General features: G+C 61.6%; 20 protein-coding genes and 1 pseudogene. 11 read left to right on the top strand and 10 right to left on the bottom strand.

Going from position 1 to position 17,041, the window contains the following annotated elements; all coding sequences use genetic code 11:
- Positions 1-13: 13 nt before the first annotated feature.
- Positions 14-220, top strand: a complete 207-nt coding sequence (locus tag NMG46_RS30005; RefSeq protein ID WP_254819887.1) for a hypothetical protein — start codon at positions 14-16, stop codon at positions 218-220.
- A gap of 23 nt (positions 221-243) precedes the next feature.
- Here NMG46_RS30005 and NMG46_RS23405 read toward each other — a convergent pair.
- Positions 244-645 (bottom strand): annotated as a pseudogene (locus tag NMG46_RS23405) (type II toxin-antitoxin system VapC family toxin).
- A gap of 185 nt (positions 646-830) precedes the next feature.
- Between NMG46_RS23405 and NMG46_RS23400 the strand changes: the two are divergent.
- Positions 831-1,850, top strand: coding sequence for an LLM class flavin-dependent oxidoreductase (locus NMG46_RS23400; RefSeq protein ID WP_254819886.1), 1,020 nt, complete (start codon positions 831-833; stop codon positions 1,848-1,850).
- Between the two features lie 52 nt (positions 1,851-1,902).
- Here NMG46_RS23400 and NMG46_RS23395 read toward each other — a convergent pair whose 3' ends face one another.
- The 3 genes from NMG46_RS23395 to NMG46_RS23385 all read right to left on the bottom strand — a co-directional run bounded on the left by NMG46_RS23395 (position 1,903) and on the right by NMG46_RS23385 (position 3,511).
- Positions 1,903-2,385, bottom strand: coding sequence for an RES family NAD+ phosphorylase (locus NMG46_RS23395; protein ID WP_254819885.1), 483 nt, complete (start codon positions 2,383-2,385; stop codon positions 1,903-1,905).
- Positions 2,382-2,816 carry an antitoxin Xre-like helix-turn-helix domain-containing protein gene (locus NMG46_RS23390; RefSeq protein ID WP_254819913.1) on the bottom strand — a complete coding sequence of 145 codons (435 nt, stop codon included), beginning with the start codon at positions 2,814-2,816 and terminating at the stop codon, positions 2,382-2,384. Before NMG46_RS23390 ends, NMG46_RS23395 begins: the two co-directional genes overlap by 4 nt.
- A 68-nt stretch (positions 2,817-2,884) precedes the next feature.
- Complete coding sequence (locus NMG46_RS23385) at positions 2,885-3,511, bottom strand: CDP-alcohol phosphatidyltransferase family protein (RefSeq protein ID WP_254819884.1); 627 nt, start codon at positions 3,509-3,511, stop codon at positions 2,885-2,887.
- Positions 3,512-3,784: 273 nt separating this feature from the next.
- Here NMG46_RS23385 and NMG46_RS23380 point away from each other — a divergent pair, with 273 nt between their 5' ends.
- Complete coding sequence (locus tag NMG46_RS23380; protein ID WP_254819883.1) at positions 3,785-4,258, top strand: phosphatidylglycerophosphatase A; 474 nt, start codon at positions 3,785-3,787, stop codon at positions 4,256-4,258.
- Positions 4,259-4,509: 251 nt separating this feature from the next.
- Here the strand turns inward: NMG46_RS23380 and NMG46_RS23375 are convergent, their stop codons facing one another.
- Both NMG46_RS23375 and NMG46_RS23370 read right to left on the bottom strand, forming a co-directional pair.
- Positions 4,510-4,719, bottom strand: coding sequence for a hypothetical protein (locus tag NMG46_RS23375; protein WP_254819882.1), 210 nt, complete (start codon positions 4,717-4,719; stop codon positions 4,510-4,512).
- Positions 4,720-5,049: 330 nt separating this feature from the next.
- On the bottom strand, positions 5,050-6,390 hold the full coding sequence (locus NMG46_RS23370) for a Do family serine endopeptidase (protein ID WP_254819912.1): 1,341 nt from the start codon (positions 6,388-6,390) through the stop codon (positions 5,050-5,052).
- Between the two features lie 300 nt (positions 6,391-6,690).
- Here NMG46_RS23370 and NMG46_RS23365 point away from each other — a divergent pair, with 300 nt between their 5' ends.
- From NMG46_RS23365 to NMG46_RS23340, 6 genes are all read left to right on the top strand, one after another.
- A complete protein-coding gene (locus NMG46_RS23365) occupies positions 6,691-7,053 on the top strand; it encodes a hypothetical protein (RefSeq protein WP_254819911.1) in 363 nt (120 codons plus the stop codon).
- Positions 7,054-7,303: 250 nt separating this feature from the next.
- Entirely contained in the window at positions 7,304-7,774 is a 471-nt protein-coding gene (locus NMG46_RS23360; RefSeq protein WP_254819881.1) for an Hsp20 family protein, read from the top strand.
- A gap of 75 nt (positions 7,775-7,849) precedes the next feature.
- Positions 7,850-8,344, top strand: coding sequence for an Hsp20/alpha crystallin family protein (locus NMG46_RS23355; protein ID WP_254819880.1), 495 nt, complete (start codon positions 7,850-7,852; stop codon positions 8,342-8,344).
- A gap of 73 nt (positions 8,345-8,417) precedes the next feature.
- Positions 8,418-9,164 carry an NADH dehydrogenase ubiquinone Fe-S protein 4 gene (locus NMG46_RS23350; RefSeq protein ID WP_254819879.1) on the top strand — a complete coding sequence of 249 codons (747 nt, stop codon included), beginning with the start codon at positions 8,418-8,420 and terminating at the stop codon, positions 9,162-9,164.
- Between the two features lie 9 nt (positions 9,165-9,173).
- Positions 9,174-9,536 carry a DNA-directed RNA polymerase subunit omega gene (gene rpoZ / locus NMG46_RS23345; protein ID WP_254819878.1) on the top strand — a complete coding sequence of 121 codons (363 nt, stop codon included), beginning with the start codon at positions 9,174-9,176 and terminating at the stop codon, positions 9,534-9,536.
- Complete coding sequence (locus NMG46_RS23340; RefSeq protein ID WP_254819877.1) at positions 9,521-9,886, top strand: SPW repeat protein; 366 nt, start codon at positions 9,521-9,523, stop codon at positions 9,884-9,886. Before rpoZ ends, NMG46_RS23340 begins: the two co-directional genes overlap by 16 nt.
- 120 nt (positions 9,887-10,006) lie before the next feature.
- Here NMG46_RS23340 and NMG46_RS23335 read toward each other — a convergent pair whose 3' ends face one another.
- The 3 genes from NMG46_RS23335 to NMG46_RS23325 are packed head-to-tail and all read right to left on the bottom strand — an operon-like array spanning position 10,007 to position 13,012.
- Positions 10,007-11,149, bottom strand: a complete 1,143-nt coding sequence (locus NMG46_RS23335; RefSeq protein ID WP_254819876.1) for a nitrogen regulation protein NR(II) — start codon at positions 11,147-11,149, stop codon at positions 10,007-10,009.
- A gap of 11 nt (positions 11,150-11,160) precedes the next feature.
- Positions 11,161-12,648 (bottom strand): circadian clock protein KaiC, encoded by a 1,488-nt coding sequence (gene kaiC / locus NMG46_RS23330; RefSeq protein WP_302896881.1) that lies wholly within the window; start codon positions 12,646-12,648, stop codon positions 11,161-11,163.
- Positions 12,635-13,012 carry a circadian clock KaiB family protein gene (locus NMG46_RS23325; RefSeq protein ID WP_254819874.1) on the bottom strand — a complete coding sequence of 126 codons (378 nt, stop codon included), beginning with the start codon at positions 13,010-13,012 and terminating at the stop codon, positions 12,635-12,637. Before NMG46_RS23325 ends, kaiC begins: the two co-directional genes overlap by 14 nt.
- A gap of 201 nt (positions 13,013-13,213) precedes the next feature.
- On the opposite strand from NMG46_RS23325, the gene NMG46_RS23320 reads away from it, so the two are divergent.
- Together NMG46_RS23320 and ftsH are read left to right on the top strand one after the other, a co-directional pair.
- Positions 13,214-13,996 (top strand): Crp/Fnr family transcriptional regulator, encoded by a 783-nt coding sequence (locus NMG46_RS23320; RefSeq protein ID WP_254819873.1) that lies wholly within the window; start codon positions 13,214-13,216, stop codon positions 13,994-13,996.
- Positions 13,997-14,112: 116 nt separating this feature from the next.
- Positions 14,113-16,044: an ATP-dependent zinc metalloprotease FtsH gene (gene ftsH, locus NMG46_RS23315; RefSeq protein ID WP_254819872.1), complete on the top strand. Its 1,932-nt coding sequence runs from the start codon at positions 14,113-14,115 to the stop codon at positions 16,042-16,044.
- Between the two features lie 90 nt (positions 16,045-16,134).
- Here ftsH and NMG46_RS23310 read toward each other — a convergent pair whose 3' ends face one another.
- Positions 16,135-16,992, bottom strand: a complete 858-nt coding sequence (locus tag NMG46_RS23310; RefSeq protein WP_254819871.1) for a protein-L-isoaspartate O-methyltransferase — start codon at positions 16,990-16,992, stop codon at positions 16,135-16,137.
- Positions 16,993-17,041: the final 49 nt, after the last annotated feature.

Genomic DNA, 17,041 nt, shown 5'->3' with positions numbered 1-17,041 from the left:
AAAGCTTCGAAGCGTGGTCGCGAATTACATCGACGAGTTCATCATGTTCTGCGCCGGGTTGTGGATGGCTGGCGTCGGCTTCGGATTTTTCTCGGACCCCTCTCAAGCTCGCCCTGGCCAACAGCGGGCATGGTGGACCAACTTTGGAACCCATTTTAGATGGATGGGGCCGCTGTTGATCCTCATCGCGATAGTGCTCGCATTCGCGGCGCCTTCCTAGCGGACCCTATTTCGGCGGGCTATTCACGAGTTCGGTGCGATCAGCTTGAGTGATGGAAATGCGATAGCGACCAGCATCGCGCGTGAGCAGCGGCAGCCCATTGACCGCGGCATGGGCGCGTCGATGAAGAAGTCAGGCAGCACGCCGGTGCTCAACCCGCTCGATCTCCCGTATTGGGTAAAGACCTTTCCCGCGAGGAACAGTGCTGCCTATGGTATCGGAGCGATTTCGAGACCAGCTTTGTCAAGAAACGCGTCGAGATCCTCGATGCGCCCCGTATTGGAAAGCCAACTCGGCATAGACAGCATCGTTGATCAACAGCGGCCCATTCAGGCTTTGCGCCTCAAGCTGGGCGATCGACCAATCCGCCCAGTCGGTTCATTGGTGACAAGATCGAGCAGAACGTTGGTGTCGACCAGCGTCACACGTCGCCACGCGTCCATTTTCGGGTCGCATATTGTGCTTCTGCATTGCCAAAACTCGTCGCCTGCCCTCACCCCAAATCGGCCGGAGCGGCTTTGAAGAGTGCCGTTAGGGCAACATTTTTGAAGTGCTTTGCTCCGCGTCGAAGCATAGTCTGCACCTGTCTTCCCTCTAGGCTAGCTATTTCATGAAGAAGATTGGTTTCCTCTCGTTCGGGCACTGGACGCCCTCGCCGCAATCACAGACCCGGACGGCATCTGATGCGCTTTTGCAGTCCGTCGAGCTGGCTGTCGCGGCCGAGGAGCTGGGTGCGGACGGCGCGTATTTCCGCGTGCATCACTTCGCGCGCCAGCTCGCCTCGCCCTTCCCGCTGCTGGCAGCGGTTGGGGCGAAGACCAGCCGAATCGAGATCGGCACGGCGGTGATCGACATGCGTTACGAGAACCCGCTCTATATGGCGGAGGACGCCGGTGCCGCCGACCTAATCGCCGGAGGGCGTCTGCAGCTGGGCATCAGCCGCGGCTCGCCGGAGCAGGTAATCGAGGGATGGCGCTACTTCGGCTACGCCCCGCAAGAGGGCGAGAGCGATGCCGACATGGCCCGCAGACACACCGGAGTGCTGCTCGAAGTGTTGCTGGGCAAAGGCTTTGCGCAGCCCAACCCGCGGCCGATGTTTCCCAACCCGCCTGGCCTGCTTCGCGTCGAGCCGCACTCGGAGGGCCTGCGCGAGCGCATCTGGTGGGGCGCCGCCACAAACGCCACCGCCGAATGGGCGGCGAAACTGGGGATGAACCTGCAGAGCTCCACGCTCAAATTCGATGAGGGCGGAAAGCCGTTTCACATCCAGCAGGCCGAACAGATCCGGGCTTTTCGTGAGGCCTGGAAGGCGGCCGCACACACGCGCGAGCCGCGGGTGTCGGTCAGCCGGAGCATTTTTGCTTTGGTCGACGATCGCGACCGGGCCTATTTCGGCGGCAACCAAAGCGGAGATCATTTCGGTTATATCGAGGCAGACAGGCTTGCCGTCTTCGGCCGCTCCTATGCCGCCGAACCGGACGTCCTGATCGAGCAGCTAAAGGGCGACGAAGCCATCGCCGAGGCCGATACGCTGCTGCTTACCGTCCCCAATCAGCTCGGCGTCGACTACAATGCCCACGTCATCCAGGCGATCCTGACCCATGTCGCTCCGGGCTTGGGCTGGCGCTGACGAGTTTGAGCAATCGACCGCAGGAGGCAGGAACCTCCCCTCCCGGCCCCGCTCACGAACCGAACAGCCGCCTGTCCCAATACACGGGCTGATGCAGGCTGGCTGTGATCAAGGCAAACTCCGGATGGGCCGGATTGATCAACACGTTGTTGTCGAGGCGAGCCACGACGCTTGGTACGATTACGATCGCGCTGCGGCGCTCGATACACCAAGTCTCACCGAATTCCTTGCTCACCTTTGCCGGCATTACGTCCCAACCCGGCAGCGACGGCTGAGAAAAGGTCTCGTAGCTCAGCCCGCGCGGAACCATGATCTGGACGTAGTGCTGGTTGGGCGGCAGTCTGCCGCTGCCGTGCACTAGCTTTTCCAGCAAGGCAGTCGAATAATGCTCGCTGGCGTAGATCACCGGGCTGCCGGGCGTGTTCCAGCGGCCGGGCGCAATCGTCGAGCCCGTCGCGTCTAAGATCGGATAAGTGCCGGCAGGATCGCCGATCCTGAAGCACAGCAGCGTCCGATCGAGTATCTGCGCCGTCAAGCGGCGGTGCCGTACTTCAGGCCTGCAAGGATATCGATCACCAGCTCGGCGCCGATCTCGTTTTGGATAACCATTTCGATCGGGCGCCGGTCTTCCAGCATGGGATGAGGCCGAAATAGAAAGTCACGAGCCTCATCTTCGACCTTCCAGACGTCGAGGGCCAAGTCCCATACACGAGCAACTCGTGCCACCCGCATGCCCTCTTCCGAAGACAGTCGAAGAGCACCCCTCTTGCGACGTTCATAGGTTGCCTTTGGAACGAGGCGATATTTGAACTGGGCATCGGCCGGTGCCAGCAATTGTGAGACGCGTTCGAGCGCGCCGATGGGCAATCCGTCTTCAATTCGAGCCATCAGCCCGAATGGCGACCGTGCAGCCGTTTCCTTGGGCGGCAAGCCCAGCACGTCGGCGACATTTCCGAACGCCAGCATCATCACTGCCTCCTCATGTGAAGCATGATATACCTTCATGTGAGACTACGCGCAAGTGGGCTGCAGTCTCACGGCTGCTTTCCGTCGGCTCGTTTCAGCATTGTGAATGCGCGACTGATCCGTTGCAGCGCTGTGGCGTTGGCCAGCACTGCGTAAAGCGCGAACCCACCCGCCAGAATCCAGGGCGATGCCGCGCCCAGGGCGGCCGCGACTCCGTCGGCGGCGAGCAGCACGCAAATGAAAACCAGACGTTCCATCCGCTCGAAGAAATCCGGCCAACCATGGTTTTCCACAGGGATTTCCAGCGCCGTCCGCGCCTTGGCGTAACTTGTGAGTATCCCGCCGGCGAACGCGAACATTGCGATCGCCCACAGATCGGCGACCCAGCCGATAGCCGCAAAGACGGCCAATTCCTGATAGCGGTCGACGACAGCGTCGAAATAGCCACCGGCCTTGGTGATCATATTTGTTCGGCGGGCGACAGCACCGTCCAGCGCATCGAAGGTGAAGGCAAACGCCAGGCAAAGGCCGAAGACAAGGCTTGAATGGTGATAGACGTAGGCCGCCGACGACAAAGCGACGAGCACGAGCCCGCTGGCCGTAACCTGGTTCGGCGTCATGCCGATCCCGATCAGCGGAGAAGCGGCCTGCTCCCATAGCGGGTCGATGCGACTTTTCATGAGACCGGCGATCATGGCGGCTCCTCTGATGATGTCGTTTCACCGAGCTTTACCAGCAATTTGCGGGTTTGTTCCACCGTCGCTACCGTTCCAATTGGTCAAAGCGGGCCGAGACCGCACCCAGCAACATTCCCAACTCGCCGCAACAGCGATTTCTTTCGGCGAATGCGGCCGGCGGATTAAGGCGCTCGCCAGGCTGACGGAGCAGATCGGCCGACGGTCTGGCGGTCGCACCCGAACGATGTGACTATGATTGCTTGCCATCCTCGGGAAGCCGGCCGAAACTCGATGCATAAATTTCCACCCAAGTTTGCCTACCTGCTCGCGACCTCTGTCGGCGCGGGATTATCTCCAATATGGCCGGGCACGGCCGGCGCAATGGTTGGAGTGGCTGTTGCCGCAGCTCTGATACCGGCATGGCCTTGGCTGACCGTGCTTGCCTATGCGGCCCTGTTCGCCGTCGGCGTATGGGCGTCGTCGCATGTCATCTCCCGTACCGGGACGGAGGACCCGCAGATCGTCGTCATCGATGAGACCTTCGGCGCCGCCGCGACACTTTCCATGCTCCCGATCGACCCACTCTGGTGGGCAGCAGGCTTCCTTGCTTTCCGGTTTTTCGACGTCGTCAAGCCTTGGCCCATCCGTATCATGCACGACAAGGTAAGGGGTGGGGCCGGCATTATGCTGGACGACGCGGCCGCGGCTGTCGTCGCTGGGGCGTTGCTGCTCCTGCTGAACGGTTTGATTGACCATTTGCGGTAACAGCGGCATCCGGCCTCCACTGCCACAGGAGGTTAGCGCCACAAGGGAGAACCGGACCGATGCGAAGCCACAGGATCGCGGCGATTCCACGCGACCGGATCGGCAAGGAAGTCGTAGCGGCCGGGCTTCGTGCGCTGGCCGCCCGCGCGACGCGTTTCGGCGATTTCAGTCTCGAAGTGCGCACTTCGACTGAGGCTCGGACCTTGACTGATATTCCGGGTCAGAAAGGGCAATGCCGGACAGCCGCAAACTCAGGCAGTGGATAGCGGCTGCGCATCCGCTGCGCCGACCACTTCCCGCATTGTCACGATAGTGCGAAACGCCTTCACGTTCGAATCGGCGTGGAAGACTTCGCGCGCGAAGACATCGTACGCCTCCATCCCATGACGATGAAGCTTATCGAATCCTACGACTTCGTGGAACGCGAGCTCGAATTCGAGGCGCCGCTCCATGTCGGCCACATCGCGCTCGCCACTTGTCTAAGCTGGCTGGAATTCCGCGGACTGCCCGACTTCCTGCAGGGAAGGCCAAGACTGGAACAATGGTATAGATCTTTCGTGGAACGCCCTTCAATGCGTGCCACACCCTACGGCGGCGACACGCGCGATTGATATCGATCGCCAGACTTTCGAATCCAGCATGTGTCGGTCATCAGCCAGGCATGCTCGCGGCCATTTGCTGGTCGGCCTCGGTGATAGTGCACGAGACCCGGTAATCTTGCCAGGGCAGCCGTGAGGGTGGCCATCAAGGCCATTTCTTCGTCTGTGCGCCTCGTCTGACGCAGCACCGCGTCAGGACACGGCCACTGCAACGAAAAGCGATTGCCCTTGCCTTTCGATGCGGAACAGGATGGGCTTTTTCTGCTGGCGGGATTTCGTCCACTCTTGCTGGACATCCGACGGCTGCGTCACGTTGCGGTTGTTGGCCGAGACGATGACGTCACCAGGCCGAAGGCCGTTCTCGGCGGCGGGGCTATTTGGCGCCACCTCCTGGATAAACACACCGGTGGTTCCGGGCTGCAGACCGAGTTGTTGACGCGCCTCGTCCGGAATGGGGCTGAGCGACAGTCCGAGCCGTTGGCCCGCCGCTTCCGGACTCGGAACGGTACCGGTCTGCACCTCCTCGTCCTTGCGTTGACCGACGGTCAGCTCCACCTCCTGCTCGGAGCCGCCGCGGTTCCTTGTCAACGTCGCTTTCGACCCTGGCTTTTCGTTCGCTGCCGCCAGCGTCAAGTCATGGACGCCCTGGATGTCTTTGCCGTTGAACCGGGTGATTACATCGCCCGATTGTAAGCCGGCCTTCTCCGCCGGGCTGCCGGGCTCGACCGAGGCGACCAGCGCCCCCTTGGTGCTCGATATGCCAAGTGCCTGGGCAATCGACGGCGTCACCTCCTGGAGACGCACTCCGATGAACCCGCGCTCGATCCGGCCGGTGCGGATCAGCTGATCGGCAACGCTTCGTGCGGTTCGGGACGGCACGGCGAAACCGATGCCTATGCTGCCGCCAGACGGAGAGACGATGGCTGTATTGACCCCGATCACTTCGCCGCGCGCGTTAAACAGGGGGCCGCCGGAATTGCCTCTATTGATCGAGGCGTCTGTCTGGAGGAAATCGTCGTAAGGGCCGGCCTGGATGTCGCGCGAGCGGGCGGAAAGAACACCGACGGTAACGGTTCCCCCGAGCCCGAAGGGACTGCCAATCGCGATCGTCCAGGCCCCCGGCTGCATTGCATCTGAGTCGCCCCAGGCGGTGGTCGTCATGTTGGGGCGTGGATCGATCTTCAGCACCGCGATGTCGGTTGCTGGATCGCGGCCCACCAGTCGCGCGGGTGAAGTCTCCTTGTCGGAGAATACGACGCGGATTTCGGTGGAGTCGGCCACGACATGATTGTTGGTGACGATGTAGCCCTCGGGACTGACCACGAAGCCGGAGCCAAGGGCTTCTCGCACCTGCGGCTGGGCAGGCCCGCGGCTGTCGAAGGGGTTGAGAAAATCGTCGAGCATCGTTTGGTCCTGGATGATCTGCCTTGTCGTGATCGCGACCACGGCCGGCAGCTTCTGACGCACGATTGCGCTGAAGTCGTTCGGGATTTCCTGTGCTGAAACCGGAGCAAAGCCACCAGCCGAGAGCATCAAAATTCCTGCGACGAAGCCAATGCACAGTCGCTTCCTGGAAATGTAAGACATGATTGGTTCTCCTGCCCGACCGCCCTGGCGCTGCTGCGCGACTTGTCCCAGACGCAAGAACTGACATTCACGGCGATTGTTTCACCGGTTCGAAAAAATGTTGATGGTGGGCTGAACCGCGAAAAACGTAGCCTTGCGGGGCCATTGAAATTTGGTCGAAACTCTCCAAAATTTCAGCTGGTGGAAATCGCGAGAACCACCAAAATGACGTCAACAAAGGAGATTATTCAAAGCGGAGGACCATCGATGGAAGGAACCATTTCGACGAGTTTTCCCCCGATCGGGCCCGAGAGCCCTGATGTTTTTCTCGACCGGTTGCTCCATCCGGCGCGGCATTTCGAGCGACCTCAGGACGTGCTGACCGACGTGACGCTGGACGTCCAGGAGAAGCGTGCAATCCTCTCGTCATGGGCATCGGATGCCTGTGCGGTGGAGTCGGTGCCGGCGCTGCGCATGCCGCCGGGAGCAACCGAACCAGTCAGCTTCGATGCCATCATGGACGCGTTACGCCAATTGGATCAATTGGAGGAGCTTCCCGGCGCCGGTCGCGGTCGTGAGGTCGACAGCATCGCGGTCACCGGTTTTACAGCATCCGTCGATCGACCTTGAGCGGAGCGCGGCCACGCTCTTCATCCGAGGCATCCGCCCACCGGCGAGGTCCTGCCGGCGGGCGGGATAGACGTGTTTTTCTGCGACCATTCGTCTGGCTGAAAATTTTCCTATAACGCCCTTGAATCCGTAAGGCACTGTTATAAATACCTAATCGCCGGTCGCCAGATGGGGCCGGCGCAAGTCCAGGAGGCGTCAAGGCTCTCTTGGCGTCTCATTGTGTCCATGTTGCTCAAAGGAGGATGTGGCTATGAGGACAAACCTCGATTTTACCCCTCTGTTCCGGTCCAGCATCGGCTTCGACCGCATTTTCAACATGTTGGAAAATGCGAGCCGTGTCACTGCGATAGACAATTGGCCGCCCTATGACATCGCCAAGACTGGTGAGGACGCCTATCGCATCACCATGGCGGTCGCCGGCTTCTCACAGGATCAGCTGACCATCACTCATCAACCTAACCTGCTGGTTGTGAGCGGGTCGCAATCTGGCGACGATGACGGCCAGTATCTCTATCGCGGCATTGCCGGGCGCGACTTCGAGCGTCGGTTCGAACTGGCCGACCATGTGAAAGTCGTCGGCGCCAGCCTGGACAATGGGCTGCTGAACATCGATCTCAAGCGCGAGCTTCCCGAAGAGATGAAGCCGCGCCGCATCGCCCTCGCCGGCAGTACGGCAAAGGCGGCGCCTCGGCAGATCGACGCCGAAAAGAACGCAGCCTGAAGTCAGAGTGAATCAGAAGCGACCGGCACCGGCAATCGCCCGGTGCCGCGCGGTTGAACGTGGAGGTGAATGAAGATGAACATGCGTGACCTTATCCCGTGGGGCCGCAACAACAACCAGGCCCCGAGCATCTATAGCGGTGGCGACCCGTTCCTTTCGCTTCACCGCGAGGTAAACAGGCTCTTTGACGATATGTTGAGGAGCTTCGAGACGCGCTTGCCTGCTGCGGGACAGCTTTCGCCTTTCGATAGCGGCTGGCCGAAGGTGGAGATTTCGGAGTCGGATAATGAGCTTCGCGTCACCGCCGAAGTCCCCGGTATGGAGGAGAAGGATATCGAAGTTCTGCTTGAGGAGGACGTGCTGACCCTGCGTGGCGAAAAGCGGTCGGAGACCGACGAGAAGGACTACTCCGAGCGCTTCTACGGTCGCTTCGAGCGGCGCATACCCCTCGGCTACGAGGTCGAGGACGACAAGGTCAAGGCGTCCTTTGCCAATGGCGTCCTGACCCTGACGCTACCGAAGAACCCGAACGCGCAGTCGAAGGTGAAGCGCATCCCGATCACCCACTGACGCATGGACCAGGTCGGAGGCGGCACGCCGCTGCCTCCGGCGCATCCTTCGCCAAAAATGGGAGGGATGAGTGATGCAGAAGCAAGAAAGAGAAGTCACACCAGTCGTAGAAAATCTCGGACCGGCAAACGACAAACGCGGGCGAGCGCCGTCGTTCGGCCGATCCGAGTTCCCGCGTGATGCGATCGCACGGATTTACAAGCCTTGCCGCTCAGTCATGACCTCGGGCCGTGCGCGGCCGAAGGGCTGGCGGCTGGTGTTCGAGCGGCGTGCTGCGCCGGTCATTGAACCGCTGATGGGCTACACCGGAAGCGGTGACACGCTGAGCCAGGTGGAGCTCGATTTTCCGACGGCTCAGGCGGCCATCGACTATGCCAAACGCCAGGGGCTTGCCTACGCGGTTCAAGGAAGCCCGGCGGCCGAAAAGTCCAGTGTCGAATCTTCTGATGCGGACAAGCGCCTGCAGGCCGGCGCAGACGTTGTCTGGAACCGCCTCCAGTTGGCTTTGCTGCAGAGCAGACACGGCGGTGTTTCGCAGGCGCCTCATTATGGACCGGCGCTGACGGACCCGGAGGCGTTTTATGCATCGCCGATGGACGTGGTCGTCGATCCTCTTCTGGCGGCCGACGAGAAACGCGCCATCCTGCGAAACTGGGCATGGAACGAGTATCTGGTCGATCTCGCGACGGCCGAGGGGATGCCGGAAAACGCGCGTCCGACACGGCTCGACGAAGTGGAGTTGGCCCTGCTCGCACTGGAGCCAGTTACGGCAGCGAACCTGGCCGTTTCCATTCCTCAACAGAAGCAGAAGGCAACGTGAGGTGCCGTCATGGATCCGCTGATCGTGCTCGATTGTGAAAATACCGTGCCGAACCGTTTCGCACTGGCCGTCGCCGCGGCGGGGCGGGCTCGTGCGCTCACCCGGGGCGCTGAGCCTCGCCTGTCCGACAAAGTGACCGTGCCCGTCGAACTCGCCCTGCGCGAGATCGCCGGCAACCGCTTCCAGCCCGACGAGGTCAAGCCCTTCGTTCTGGCCGGTTCGGTTCCGCGCGATGGCCGGGTTCGGCCCGGCCGACGAAGAAAAGCTTCGCGGTGGCGAAGGGCAATCCCTGGCTGCCGCACCCGCCTTCGCTCAGAGGGCGGTGCACTGATAAGGTCAAGAAAGGAGGATGAACAATGGAGAAATGGCTGAAAGCTGAAAAACGTCCGGTGATCGATATCGTCAATGTGATCGCCGGCATAGCGCTGGTCCTGTCGCCTTGGTATCTCGGCTTTGCGGCTGAACCCCATGCAGCCTGGAACGCCTGGATCGCCGGTGCGGTGATCGCCCTGATCGCCGTGGGTGCGCTGGTTGCGTTCCATGCCTATGAGGAATGGGCAAACCTGGTGGTTGGGCTGTGGACGCTGATCTCGCCTTGGGCCCTCGGTTTTTCGGCCCTGGCAGCGGCCATGTGGGCTCATGTGATCGTGGGCGTCATCGTGGCGGCCCTGGCTGCCGGAAGCCTCTGGTTCTTCGGCGACCGTCCGCTTTCAACGGCCTGACCAGCATCGCCGGCGGGCCTGGATTTCCGGGCTCGCTTTTTTTCAACCGCCATGGATGCGGTCTGCCGTTGCAGGCGTTGCGGCCAGGCACATCGGTAGCCGAAACACAGGGCCGCCTTTTCACCGACGTGTATTAAGCCGGATCTCGCCCTGCATTTGCGGCTCGTGATTTCCTGTGCTGGGCGCGCGGGGAAGAAAGAGATGAACGCTTGTTCCCTCGCCGACCGCACTCTCGATCCGAACATGGCCCCCAGACTGCTTGATGAAGCCGTAAACCTGGCTAAGCCCAAGTCCGGTTCCGCGGCCATCCGCCTTGGTGGTAAAGAACGGCTCGAACACTTGGGCCAGGACCTCCTTGCTCATCCCGCACCCCGTATCGCTGACCGTGACCCGAACGAAAGAAGCAGCCAGAGCGGCCACGTCTTCGATGTCGTCGGGAGTGTCGCTGGTCTCGATCGCCAGCGTGCCCCTGCCGGCCATCGCGTCCTTGGCATTCACAGCCAGGTTCAGGATGGCGACGTCCAGCTGATTGGCGTCGACGAGGACAGGGCCAAGTGCCGGATCCAGCTCAAGGCTGATGCGGATCCCGTTCCCCAGCGTCCGCTCCAGCAGCATCGTGACGGCTTCGATTCGTCCATTCAGGTCGATTGTCTCCGGATACAGCGACTGTCCGCGAGAGAACGCGAGCAATTGCTGCGTGAGCGCACCGCCGTTTTGCGTTCGTTTGAGCAACTCTTCGATCAAAATCGCCGTGTTTGGATTGGCAGGATCGTCGCGCAGCTGCTTCTGAAGCAGTCGCAGCCCCGATTCGAACACCGCGAGCAGATTGTTGATGTCGTGAACGATGCCGGCGGCGAGCCGGCCGACCGCTTCGAGCTTTTGTGATTGACGTCGACGCTCCTGCTGCGCGCGTTGCGCGGAGACGTCGCGAACACTGGCAAGCAGCGCCGGCCTACCGTCCCAGCTAAGCTCAACCGTCCTCATTTCCACTTCGGCTGGTGCTCGATTGGGCCTGTGGACGGTGATTTCCGTGGTTTCACCCGATATGACTGGCCGCCCGAGGGGAATGTGGACGAGATCGGCAGCCGGATAACCGAAGATCGCGGCCCCCGCCGGATTTGCATAAAGCACCGTTCCCGACAGATCGACGACGAGAACCCCGTCGGCCGTGGTTTCGATCAGCCGTCGGAAGTCAAGCTGGCTGATGCCCGCCAGACTTGCGTCGCTGTATTGGTCCAAGATTTCGGCTGCGCCGCGCGCCATCTCAACGCTCCTCACGCCGAGGACGCGGCGGAGTCGCCGAACACGTCCGGTGCGCCGTCGAAGGGCTGACCGAGATGCATGCCGGCGCCGTCGATTGTGAAGCGCCGAATCTGCTTGTCATGCTCGCTGCCGCGCATTTTCAGCACCATGATCCCCCGATGCATGAAATCCCCTTCCTGGATGTACCGCAACAGGATGATCGAGTCCGTGAGGGTTGAAATATGCTGTTCGCTGGCACTCTGGCCGCCGACGAGCGATTTGTTGGTGGCCGTGCAAAGGCCAGCGATCTCGTGTTTCTTGATGAAGGAAGTGAGGCTGATCAGGAATTCACGGAAACCGGTCTCTGGTGCGATCCGTTCCAATGCCGACAGGCTGTCGATAGCGATCCGGTCAGGGTTGAACTCCTCAACGAGCTCGCGGATCATCAACAGGTGGTCCGGCAAGTTCTGCGCTTCCGGGTAAATGCAAACGACCTTAAGCCGGCCATCCGCCTCCATGGCCTCGAAGTCGACGCCCCAGCCGCGCGCATTGCGGAACAGCTGGCCGCGGCTCTCTTCGTAGCCGACCAGCAAGGCACGTTCGCCAGCCGCTGCGCCGCCTGCCAGAAAGTTTGTCACCAGCAGCGTCTTTCCGGTGCCCGTCGCACCGCTGACGAGGGTGACGCTGTCGCGGAAGAATCCACCGCCACACATCCTGTCGAGTTCCGGATTGCCGCTCGTCACCCGCTTGGTGCTGGATTGCTGCTCGAGCCGCAATGAAGACAATGGCACCGCCACTATGCCTTGCTTCACCACAAGCGTGATCGGCACCTCGCCCTCGACGTGGCGGCTGCCCCGCATCTTGAGAACTTCGATCGTGCGCCTGCGCCGCTCGCGGTCGAGTGCGTTGCGCAGGATTACCACGTTGTCGGCAACGAACTCCTCGATCCGGTGGCGGGAGATCTCGCCATACTCGCTGTTGCGTTCGGCGGTCATCAGCACCGTCAAACCATCCCTCTTTAGCGCCGTCGCGGTGCGAAGGAGCTCCCGACGCACCGATGTCTGCTCGGCCACGAAGTGGTCGAACAGTTGCGTGACGGAATCCAGCACGATGCGCTTCGCCGCGGCCTGTCGCGCAGCGTGCAGGACACGCGTCAGCAAACCTGACAAATCGAAATTGCCGATAATCATCTGGTCGTGGTCACGCGGGCTGGCGTCGACGAAGACCAGCTTGTTCATCTCGCGCCAACGGCGGATGTCCCAGCCGAAGCTGGCCATGTTGACCTCGATCTCGACCGGCGATTCCTCGAACGTGACGAAGACGCCGGGCTCGTCGAGCACGGTGATGCCGTGGGCCAAAAACTGCGTCGCAAACACAGTCTTGCCACTGCCCGGCGTGCCTCCGACGATCGTGGTGCGCCCGCGCGGCAGGCCGCCCATCACAAGATCGTCGAATGCCTCGATACCGGTCCTGACGCGTTCGAGCACAGGATCGATGAGGATCTCTTCAGCTGTGGTCATAGCCACTGTCCTTCTTGCGATAACCGAAATAGTCGAGAACCTGAGTGATGTTGCTGATGTCGCCAATCAGCCGGCGCGGAGGAGTGGTTGACTCATCCGAGAGCGTCGGCGTCGCCAGAATGCCGGCCCTTTCCGCCTCTTCAGGATGCGCGAGGACGTCGACGACCTGGATTTCGATACCGCCGGCCAACTCCTCCACGATCCTCAGACGGCTTTCCAGCGCCCGGCGGGCGCCCGGCCCATCGCCGGCGACATAGAGTCGAAGCAGGCCGTTGGCCCCTGGATTGGACCGGTCACTGACGCTCATGTTCACGCCTTGCTGCAGGGAGTTGCAGTTTTTGGCGTGCACGAGGCGCCACGCCACGGAATCCAGTCGCCGGCATTTTTCTTCCCTCAGCAGCCGTCGGTCTGCCTGGAAGCCGATGCACCACGGCTCGCGCTCGGTGAGGCCTGGATCAGCGCCCCTGTGCAATGTGTAGATAGCCGCGCCCGCCTCGTCTGCGCACTTTTGAACATTTCTCCGCGCCGTCCGTTGTAAACGCCGCCATTTGGAAGGAGGAGCGCGATGGAGAACCCTCGAAAACAACCAGACCCGATCGGAAACAACCTGCTTCGGGCCCTCAGAGCCGACGACTGGGAGATCCTGGAACGGAGGCTCGAACAATGGTCGGCGCCCGCCGGGACCTTGCTGCACGAGCCAGGCGATGCAGTCCGTTACGCCTACTTCCCTCGCGGATCGGCCCTGGTCTCCTACCGCGTCGTGCTGAGCGACGGGCGAGCGATCGAGACTGCGCTCATCGGACGTGAAGGAGCGGTCGGCGGCATCGTCAGTCAAGGGAGACTTCCGGCGTATGCACGGGCCGAAGTTCAACTCGGCGGTTCATTCTTCAGGATCGACCTGCACCATCTCGAAGAAGCCAAATTGCGGTCCTTGACATTGCGTCACCTGTTTGCCCGCTACGCCGATTGCCTGATGGCGCAGGTATTCCAATCCGTCGCCTGCAGCGCAGCGCATTCGATCGAACAGCGCACGGCAAGATGGCTGTTGGCCGCGACAGAACGGACAGGCGCCGAAAACCTGGCGGTGACGCAGGAACAGCTTGCAACAATGCTGGGGGTCGGCCGCTCCTATCTGAGCCGAGTCATTCGAGACCTGAGGCAGCGCGGCGTCATCGAAACCCGGCGCTCCCGGCTTGCGGTACGCAGTCCAGAAGGGTTGCGCTCGCATGCCTGCGAGTGCAATGCGGCCGTCAGCCATCATTTCAACGACGTCTTGAAGGGGGTCTATCCGGCGGAGGAAAACGGCGTGACAGGTGGGCCGGGCATGCCGCACAGGAAAGAACAATGACCGACCCATTGTCGTCGCCGGCCGGTCTGGGCCTCCCACTTTTTTGCGCCGGACCTGGCCTACACCGATGCCGCGCGGGTTGGGCGACCTATATCCGTTTCCCTGTGGAGGCCGCCATGGACATGAGCAACAGAAAGACCCAGTTCAATATCTGGTACTGGATCGCGGCATTCGTGGGCGTGATGGTCGTCCAGTACATCTATGCCACGACGCAACACGTCGCCCAGATACCGTACAGCCAGTTCGAGGCCCTGCTGAACGCCGGCAAAATCGCCGAGGTGCAGGTTTCGGACCGATTCATCCAGGGCCGCTTCAAGGAGCCGCAAGACGGCAGGCCGCTGTTTATCACCACACGCGTCGAGCCGAACCTCGCCCGTGACCTGCAGGAACACGGCGTCACTGTGACTGGCCAGGTCGAAAGCACCTTCCTGGGCGACCTGCTTTCCTGGGTTGTGCCGGTGGTCGTCTTCTTTGGCCTGTGGATGCTGCTTCTAAGGCGCATGGACGGCGGCGTCGGCGGGTTGATGCAAATTGGCAGGAGCAAGGCCAGAATCTATGTCGAAGCCAATACCGGCGTGACCTTCGACGATGTGGCGGGGGTCGACGAGGCCAAGGCCGAGCTGCAGGAGATTGTGGATTTTCTCAAGAACCCGGGCGAATACGGCCGCCTCGGAGGACGCATGCCCAAGGGCGTGCTGCTGGTCGGGCCGCCGGGGACGGGCAAAACCCTGCTCGCCAAGGCCGTCGCGGGCGAAGCCAAGGTTCCGTTCTTTTCGATCTCCGGTTCGGAGTTCGTCGAGATGTTCGTGGGGGTCGGGGCCGCGCGTGTGCGCGATCTTTTCGAGCAGGCGCGGTCCAAGGCTCCCGCCATCATATTCATCGACGAGCTCGATGCTCTTGGCCGCGCCCGCGGGACCATGGTCGGCGGGCATGACGAAAAGGAGCAGACGCTCAACCAGCTTCTCGTCGAACTCGACGGTTTCGACCCACAGATCGGCGTGGTGCTGCTGGCCGCAACGAACCGTCCTGAAATCCTTGACCCGGCCCTTCTGCGCGCCGGCCGATTCGACCGCCAGGTATTGGTCGACCGGCCCGACAAGCAGGGTCGCATCAAGATCCTGCAGGTCCACATGAGCAAGGCCAAGCTGGCGACGGACGTCGATGCGGAAAAAGTGGCCGCGCTGACGCCCGGGTTCACCGGTGCTGACCTGGCCAATCTTGTGAACGAGGCGACGTTGCTCGCCACGCGCCGCAAGGCGGATGCGGTAACGATGGACGATTTCAACAATGCGGTGGAGCGCATCGTCGCGGGACTGGAGAAGCGCAACCGGCTCCTGAACCCGAAGGAACGCGAGATCGTCGCCTATCATGAAATGGGTCATGCGCTGGTAGCCATGGCGCTGCCTGGCGTCGACCCGGTGCACAAGGTGTCGATCATACCACGCGGCGTCGGCGCGCTCGGCTACACTATCCAGCGTCCGACCGAGGACCGCTTCCTGATGACACGCGAGGAGCTGGACAACAAGATGGCGGTGCTGCTCGGCGGCAGGGCGGCCGAATGGATCGTATTCGGCCATCTGTCTACCGGAGCCGCCGATGATCTCGCCAAGGTAACCGACATAGCGCGCGCCATGGTGACGCGTTACGGCATGTCGGCAAAACTCGGGCACGTGGCGCTGGAAAAAGACCCACGCTCCTTCCTGAGCCCCAACCCGCTCGCCGGCGGACCGCGCGAGCACGATTACGGCGAAGCCGCCGCCGATGCCATCGACACGGAAGTACACGACATTGTGGCGGCCGCGTTCGAACGAACCGTCGGCCTGCTCACCGAGCGGCGCGACGTGCTGGAAAGGGCGGCACGCAGGCTGCTCGAGACCGAGACGCTCGACGAGACCGAACTTGCGTCGCTGGTCGGAGACGTCTCGGCGGATCGTGTTGCACGGGATGGGTCTGGTCAGTCGTCGGACAAGAGGAAGCCTGTGCTGCAGCCGGCCAGGACCGCGGCCGCAATCCCCACGCGCGGACCGGGGAAATTTCGGACGCAATGACAATGCCCAGGACTGCTCCCGACGGATGGATCGCCCTTGGAAAGCCGTGCCGCACGCTACGACGGCGACACGCGACATTGATGTCGATCTCTAGGCCTTCGAAATCCAGTACGTCTCAGTCACCAGCCAAGCGTTCTCGATGCCGTTTGCTGGTCGGCCTCGATGATATTGCGCGAGACCGGTGACTTTGCCTCGGGCCCCCTTGAGGGCAGCCTTCAAGGCCTTTTCTTCGTCAATGCGCCTGGCTCCGCTGCAGGGGTAAAACCCGCATGGCACAAGTGGCCGTACGGGAAAGGTATCGCCAGCCCTTTCCAGAAGCATCATGAAGCCTCGTTGGTCTTCGCCCGTGAACGGCAGCGCCATCCGGCCAGCGTCGGACAAATTTGAAAGCCACCGTTCCGGCACGTGCGTCACTCCGGCAAAGGCGACAACGACATCGAGGTCCGGCAGATCAACTGCGTGCGTTGCATCACCGGATACCACTTCGACATGGGCATAATGAGCAAGATTGCTTTGCGCGCGCCGGGCGAGTTCTTCGTCGATCTCATAGGCAATCACGCGTCCTTCAGAACCCGTCAGTTCAGCGAGGAGGGCGGTGAAATAGCCGACACCGGCGCCTACCTGAAGGACGGTCTGGCCGGGAGCGATGTTCACATGGTCGAACACCAAGGCCCAAAGCGACGGCAAACCGCTGTTTAATCCGCGCTTTTCGTCAAGTGAGACCAGAACGTCGTGGTAAATCTCATGAAGTGCGGCTGAAGGGCTGGTATGGACCGCCCCGATCTGCAATCTCGAATGGATACGCCATGGCCCGCTGCCAAGGTAGTGTTCGCGCGGAACCTTTGCGAAGGCCTCGATGACAGCAGGGTTGTGCAAGACCGGTGACGAGACCCGCAGGTCTTCGGCAAACCACCGGCGCGCTTCACTAGCATCGCTTCTTGTCGGCATGGAATCTCGGCTCCCGCATCGCAGTAGTCCATCATGCTCTCAGAAAACC

The sequence above is a fragment of the Mesorhizobium sp. LMG 17147 genome (assembly GCF_024297145.1).
GTDB lineage: Bacteria > Pseudomonadota > Alphaproteobacteria > Rhizobiales > Rhizobiaceae > Mesorhizobium.
This window is presented reverse-complemented; position numbering and strand designations above follow the sequence as displayed.

What these genes read in the sequence shown, in the direction of transcription:
- NMG46_RS23360 (WP_254819881.1), top strand. Translation starts at nt 7,304, where the DNA reads ATGAGGACAAACCTCGATTTTACCCCTCTGTTCCGGTCCAGCATCGGC.
- NMG46_RS23355 (WP_254819880.1), top strand. Translation starts at nt 7,850, where the DNA reads ATGAACATGCGTGACCTTATCCCGTGGGGCCGCAACAACAACCAGGCC.
- kaiC (WP_302896881.1), bottom strand. Translation starts at nt 12,648, where the DNA reads ATGACCACAGCTGAAGAGATCCTCATCGATCCTGTGCTCGAACGCGTC.
- NMG46_RS23365 (WP_254819911.1), top strand. Translation starts at nt 6,691, where the DNA reads ATGGAAGGAACCATTTCGACGAGTTTTCCCCCGATCGGGCCCGAGAGC.
- NMG46_RS23310 (WP_254819871.1), bottom strand. Translation starts at nt 16,992, where the DNA reads ATGCCGACAAGAAGCGATGCTAGTGAAGCGCGCCGGTGGTTTGCCGAA.
- NMG46_RS23380 (WP_254819883.1), top strand. Translation starts at nt 3,785, where the DNA reads ATGCATAAATTTCCACCCAAGTTTGCCTACCTGCTCGCGACCTCTGTC.
- NMG46_RS23335 (WP_254819876.1), bottom strand. Translation starts at nt 11,149, where the DNA reads ATGGCGCGCGGCGCAGCCGAAATCTTGGACCAATACAGCGACGCAAGT.
- NMG46_RS23340 (WP_254819877.1), top strand. Translation starts at nt 9,521, where the DNA reads ATGGAGAAATGGCTGAAAGCTGAAAAACGTCCGGTGATCGATATCGTC.
- NMG46_RS23385 (WP_254819884.1), bottom strand. Translation starts at nt 3,511, where the DNA reads ATGATCGCCGGTCTCATGAAAAGTCGCATCGACCCGCTATGGGAGCAG.
- NMG46_RS23390 (WP_254819913.1), bottom strand. Translation starts at nt 2,816, where the DNA reads ATGCTGGCGTTCGGAAATGTCGCCGACGTGCTGGGCTTGCCGCCCAAG.
- NMG46_RS23370 (WP_254819912.1), bottom strand. Translation starts at nt 6,390, where the DNA reads ATGCTCTCGGCTGGTGGCTTTGCTCCGGTTTCAGCACAGGAAATCCCG.
- NMG46_RS23400 (WP_254819886.1), top strand. Translation starts at nt 831, where the DNA reads ATGAAGAAGATTGGTTTCCTCTCGTTCGGGCACTGGACGCCCTCGCCG.
- ftsH (WP_254819872.1), top strand. Translation starts at nt 14,113, where the DNA reads ATGGACATGAGCAACAGAAAGACCCAGTTCAATATCTGGTACTGGATC.
- rpoZ (WP_254819878.1), top strand. Translation starts at nt 9,174, where the DNA reads ATGGATCCGCTGATCGTGCTCGATTGTGAAAATACCGTGCCGAACCGT.
- NMG46_RS23320 (WP_254819873.1), top strand. Translation starts at nt 13,214, where the DNA reads ATGGAGAACCCTCGAAAACAACCAGACCCGATCGGAAACAACCTGCTT.
- NMG46_RS23350 (WP_254819879.1), top strand. Translation starts at nt 8,418, where the DNA reads ATGCAGAAGCAAGAAAGAGAAGTCACACCAGTCGTAGAAAATCTCGGA.